Source organism: Klebsiella terrigena (assembly GCF_006539725.1).
Taxonomy (GTDB): Bacteria; Pseudomonadota; Gammaproteobacteria; order Enterobacterales; family Enterobacteriaceae; genus Klebsiella; species Klebsiella terrigena.
Genome location: NZ_BJNO01000046.1, coordinates 1 through 4,781, shown reverse-complemented (window position 1 = coordinate 4,781; position 4,781 = coordinate 1). Strand labels below are relative to the sequence as shown.

The window sequence follows — 4,781 nt, the reverse complement described above, 5'->3', positions numbered from 1 at the left end:
ATTTTTGCCCATCGCCGGCTCGGCGCGGATAATCTGCCCCTCTTCGGTCACCAGCTTTATCTTGCAGCCGGCCGCGCAGTAGGGGCACACGGTGATTGCCATTTTCATTGTGACAGGACTCCTTTTAATCATGCGGCAGCGAGGTCGCGATTAAAAAAACAAAAAAAAACCAAACCGGCTGCTGATACCGAGATCGACAGCCGCTTGTATCGCCGGAAAGCTCATCATCAGCAGTAGGGTCGCGGCGAGGGTCAGGCGAAGTAGCATGGTGGTTTCTCCGCAAGCGGTTGTGCTTATTGGCAAAATGAAACGCGACAGCGGGTCACCCCGATGCCGCACCGTCCAGCGCTACTCCTCATGCTGCTGCTTTTTAACCTTGCGCATTAATAACCACATGCGCACCGTGCGCGGCGCGCGATGCGCCCCCTGGGCTTCCGGCACCAGACCGGTGTGCTTGTTGTAGCCGTTGAAAAACAGGTTCAGGGTGACGGCGCTAAACGTAGCCAACATGATCCCGCTGTGCAGCAGCGGCTGCAGTACCTCGGGGAATTTAGAGAAAAACTGCGTCGATAGCGTTGGCGTCAGGCCGACGCCAAGGCTGATGGCGACGATATAGAGGTTGTAGCGATTGGTGGAGTAGTTGATGCGGGCGAGAATACGTATCCCCGTTGCCAGCACCATGCCGAACATCACCAGCCCCGCACCGCCCAGCACGAACTGCGGAATAGAAGCCACCAGCACCGCCATCTTGGGCACCATGCCAAAGATAATCAGAATGGCGCCAGATGCCACGCAGACCCAGCGGCTATGGACGCCGGTGACGCTGACCAGGCCAACGTTCTGCGAGAAGGAGGTGTGCGGAAAGCTATTAAACAGTCCGCCGAATAGGGTACCGACGCCGTCTACGCGTAGGCCGCGAATGATATCCTGCGGCGTCAGCTTACGACCGACAATTTCGCCAAGCGCCAGAAACATCCCCATTGACTCAATGAAAACGATGATCATGACGGCGGTCATCGTGATGATTGATATTGGATCGAAGACCGGCGTACCTAACGCCAGCGGAGTGACCACGGCGAACCAGTGGGCGTCATGCAGCCCGGTGAGGTTAACCTCATTCATCATCATCGACAGGCCGAAGCCGAAAACGATGCCTAACAACACGGCGACGTTAGACATAAAGCCTTTGGCAAAGCGAGTGACCAGCAGAATAAACAGCAGTACGGCAAACGAAATCCCCAGATAGATAGGGCTGCCGTATTCCGGATTACCTTTCCCTCCGGCCGCCCAGTCGATCCCCACCTGCATAATGCTCAGGCCGATGGACGTGATGACGACGCCGGTGACCAGCGGGGGAAAAAGCGGCATCAATCGTCCGATCAGCGGCGCCAGCAGGGTGGTAATTATCCCGGCCGCAATAGTCGCGCCGAAAATACCCATCAGTCCGATATCGGGATTCATGCCGATGGCCAGCATCGGCGTCACGGCGGCGAAGGTCACCGACATAATAACCGGCAGGCGAATGCCCATAAAACGTCCGACGCCGATACACTGCAGCAGGGTCACGCCGCCGCAGCAAAACAGATCGGAGCTGATCAGCAGTGCGACCGTTTCCTTGCTTAGCCCCAGCCGGTCTCCAATCATTAAAGGGACGGCGACTGCGCCAGCATACATAACCAGAACGTGTTGCAAACCAAGAACGACCAGCTTCCCCGGGGATAAGACGCGATCCACCTCATCAATTGTGTGGGGGCTACCAGTGACCGATGGTGGTTGAGAATCAATGGCGCTCATAATGTATTTCTCCTTAATATCCAACGGTGGGCTTAGGAGCCAACCGGGAAGAGGGGTGAATAGAGAGAGTGCAAAGTTCGCTATTACTTATGCTTAGGCAGTGCCAGTTTTTATTCCTGCCGGAAAAATAATGTTGAAATGAGTCGACTATCACAGAAAGAGGCGGTAACGGCCGCGCGCGGTGGGAGAAAAAACGCCGTGGAGAAAATAGCGTCTCATAATGAGAGGGATATAATCATTCTGACTCACAATATGATTCTGCAGCGCGTCTCCCTGATATTTATGGCGAGTGAAGGCGATATTTTTTTGAGGCTGCTCGCAAAAATAAGTCCGCCACGATTGAGAATGTAAAAATCGCCTGATTATTGCATCGCGACCCTTTGTCAATTTCGGAATAATAACAAGGGAAGCCAATGAACCGATTTATTGTTGCCGACGCTGCGAGCTGCATCGGCTGCCACGCTTGCGAAGTGGCCTGCGCTGTCGCCCACAACGAGGATTGCTGGCCGCAGCGGCGGCATGATTTTCTTCCGCGTATCCACCTGGTTTCTCACCGCGGCGTCAGCCGAGTGACCACCTGCCGTCACTGCAACGATGCGCCCTGCGTTGCCTCCTGCCCGACCCAGGCGCTCTGTTTCTCCAACGACAGCATCCAGCTTAAGCCGGCGGAGTGTATCGGCTGTAAAAACTGCGCCGTTGCCTGTCCCTTTGGCGCGATCGAGATGGTGGCCGCCGGCGAGGATGCACCGCAGCTGGCGCAGAAATGCGATCTTTGTCACCAGCATCCGTCAGGCCTGCAGGCCTGCGTCAGCAGCTGCCCCACCGAGGCGCTGCGGCTGATGGATGAATCCGGGCTAAACCAGCTGCGTCGTGAAAGGCAGGCCCGTGCCGCCGAGGGTCAGCCGGTGCGGATGCGGGGCGACGACCGGCGTTCGGCCTTCTTGCGTAAGCCGCCGCGGGTGGGAGGGCAAAAGATCGCCGCCGAGGAGCGCAAGGCGCATTTCGCGGAGATCTATCACCCACTCGGCGCCGGTGAGGCGGAATATGAGAGCGATCGCTGCCTCTACTGCGCGCAGAAAGCATGGTGCAACTGGACCTGTCCGCTGCATAACCACATCCCGGATTTTATTCGCCTGGTGAATGAAGGAAAGATTATCGAGGCCGCAGAGCTGTGCCATCAAAGCAGCTCATTGCCGGAAATCTGCGGCCGGGTGTGCCCGCAGGACCGGCTGTGCGAAGGGGCCTGTACCATGAAGACCCAGGGCGGGGCGGTGACCATCGGCAATCTCGAGCGCTATATCACCGATAGCGCGCTGGCGATGGGCTGGCGGCCGCAGGCAGGGAGTGTCAGCCCACGCGAGGAGCGGGTGGCGGTGATTGGCGCCGGGCCGGCGGGCCTGGGCTGCGCCGATATCCTGACGCGCGCGGGGGTAAAGGTTGACGTTTTCGACCGGCATCCGGAAATCGGCGGGCTGCTGACCTTCGGCATTCCGCCGTTTAAGCTGGATAAGGGCCTGCTGGCGGTCAGAAGAGAGATTTTCAGCGCCATGGGCATTCAGTTCCATCTTAACCACGAGGTGGGGCGCGACGTGGCGTTCGCCGATCTGCTGGCCGACTATGATGCGCTGTTCCTCGGCGTCGGCACCTACGGCCTGATGGCCGCCGGCCTCGAGGGAGAAGATGCCCCGGGGGTGATTCAGGCGCTGCCTTTTTTGATTGCCAGCACCCGCGAAGTCATGGGTCTGGAGGCGTCCGGGGAGTATCCGCTTACCGATATCGAGGGTAAGCACGTTGTGGTGCTCGGCGGCGGCGATACGGCGATGGACTGTCTGCGCACCGCCGTTCGACGCGGTGCGGCGAGCGTGACCTGCGCCTACCGCCGCGATGAGCAGAGCATGCCGGGTTCGAAAAAAGAGGTGGTCAACGCCAGGGAAGAGGGCGTGGCGTTTCAGTTTAACGTCCAGCCGCAGCGGATCCTCCGCGGCCGTAAAGGGGCGGTGCGCGCGGTGAGCATGATCCGTACCGAAATGGGCGAGCCGGGGCCGGACGGGCGACGTCGCCCGCGCCCGGTTGCCGGTTCCGAATTTGAGCTGGCGGCCGACGTGCTGGTGATGGCGTTTGGCTTCCAGGCGCACGATATGCCCTGGCTGCGCGGTCACGGGATCGACCTCGACCGCTGGGGGCAAATCTGCACGGGCGGCGAGGGCCGGGCCAGCACGCAGACCCGCAATGAGAAAGTTTTTGCCGGCGGCGACGCGGTACACGGTGCCGATCTGGTGGTGACCGCAATGGCCGCCGGGCGTCGGGCGGCGGAAGAGATGCTCGACCTGTTTAAGCGAAAGGAGAGCCTATGACCCGTTTTATTATCGCCAGCGCCGAGGCCTGCATCGGCTGTCGGACCTGCGAGGTCGCCTGCGCGCTGGAGCATTCCGCATCCGCAGCCATGTTTCAGCCGCGTCTGAAGGTCCAGCGTCTCGATAGCGTCAGCGTGCCGGTAGTGTGCCATCAGTGTGAGAACGCCCCCTGCGTGGCGGCCTGCCCGGTGGCGGCGCTGAGCATGGGAGAGGATCGGGTTGAGGCCGATGCGTCGCGCTGCATCGGCTGCCAGAGCTGCGCGGTAGCCTGCCCCTTTGGGGCCATTACCGTGGAGATCGTTGCCGCGCATCCGCCGCTGATTATCAAATGCGATCTGTGCGCGAGCCGCGAGGGCGGTCCCGCCTGCGTGGCGGTTTGTCCGACCGCGGCCCTGAGCGTGATGACCGGCGAGCGGCTGGCCACGCTGCTCAAACGGCGTCAGGAGGCCGCCGCCAGCGCACCGGGGATTTAGAACGCTGCTAGCGAGCGGGGAATGGGGATCGCCGTGAAGCGATCCCCAGGTCAGCTGAGAGGGGGTTCCGTTCACCGGACGCCTGGCAGAATATGCGGCCTCGGTGCCCGCAGACCGCTGCTAGCGAGCGGGGAATGGAGATCGCCGTGGAGCGATCCCC

The 4,781-nt window shown here is 60.4% G+C and carries 4 protein-coding genes; 2 read left to right on the top strand and 2 right to left on the bottom strand.

Going from position 1 to position 4,781, the window contains the following annotated elements:
- The coding region (locus RTE01_RS26040; RefSeq protein ID WP_141335483.1) for a hypothetical protein at window positions 1-108 on the bottom strand (108 nt) is incomplete at its 3' end.
- Between the two features lie 240 nt (window positions 109-348).
- Window positions 349-1,794, bottom strand: coding sequence for a nucleobase:cation symporter-2 family protein (locus RTE01_RS26035; RefSeq protein ID WP_134526459.1), 1,446 nt, complete (start codon window positions 1,792-1,794; stop codon window positions 349-351).
- A gap of 413 nt (window positions 1,795-2,207) precedes the next feature.
- Here RTE01_RS26035 and ygfT point away from each other — a divergent pair, with 413 nt between their 5' ends.
- Both ygfT and RTE01_RS26025 read left to right on the top strand, forming a co-directional pair.
- Complete coding sequence (ygfT, locus tag RTE01_RS26030; RefSeq protein ID WP_115192501.1) at window positions 2,208-4,148, top strand: formate-dependent uric acid utilization protein YgfT; 1,941 nt, start codon at window positions 2,208-2,210, stop codon at window positions 4,146-4,148.
- Complete coding sequence (locus tag RTE01_RS26025; RefSeq protein ID WP_134526456.1) at window positions 4,145-4,621, top strand: 4Fe-4S dicluster domain-containing protein; 477 nt, start codon at window positions 4,145-4,147, stop codon at window positions 4,619-4,621. Before ygfT ends, RTE01_RS26025 begins: the two co-directional genes overlap by 4 nt.
- The last annotated feature ends 160 nt before the right edge of the window (window positions 4,622-4,781 follow it).

What these genes read in the sequence shown, in the direction of transcription:
- ygfT (WP_115192501.1), top strand. Translation starts at nt 2,208, where the DNA reads ATGAACCGATTTATTGTTGCCGACGCTGCGAGCTGCATCGGCTGCCAC.
- RTE01_RS26025 (WP_134526456.1), top strand. Translation starts at nt 4,145, where the DNA reads ATGACCCGTTTTATTATCGCCAGCGCCGAGGCCTGCATCGGCTGTCGG.
- RTE01_RS26035 (WP_134526459.1), bottom strand. Translation starts at nt 1,794, where the DNA reads ATGAGCGCCATTGATTCTCAACCACCATCGGTCACTGGTAGCCCCCAC.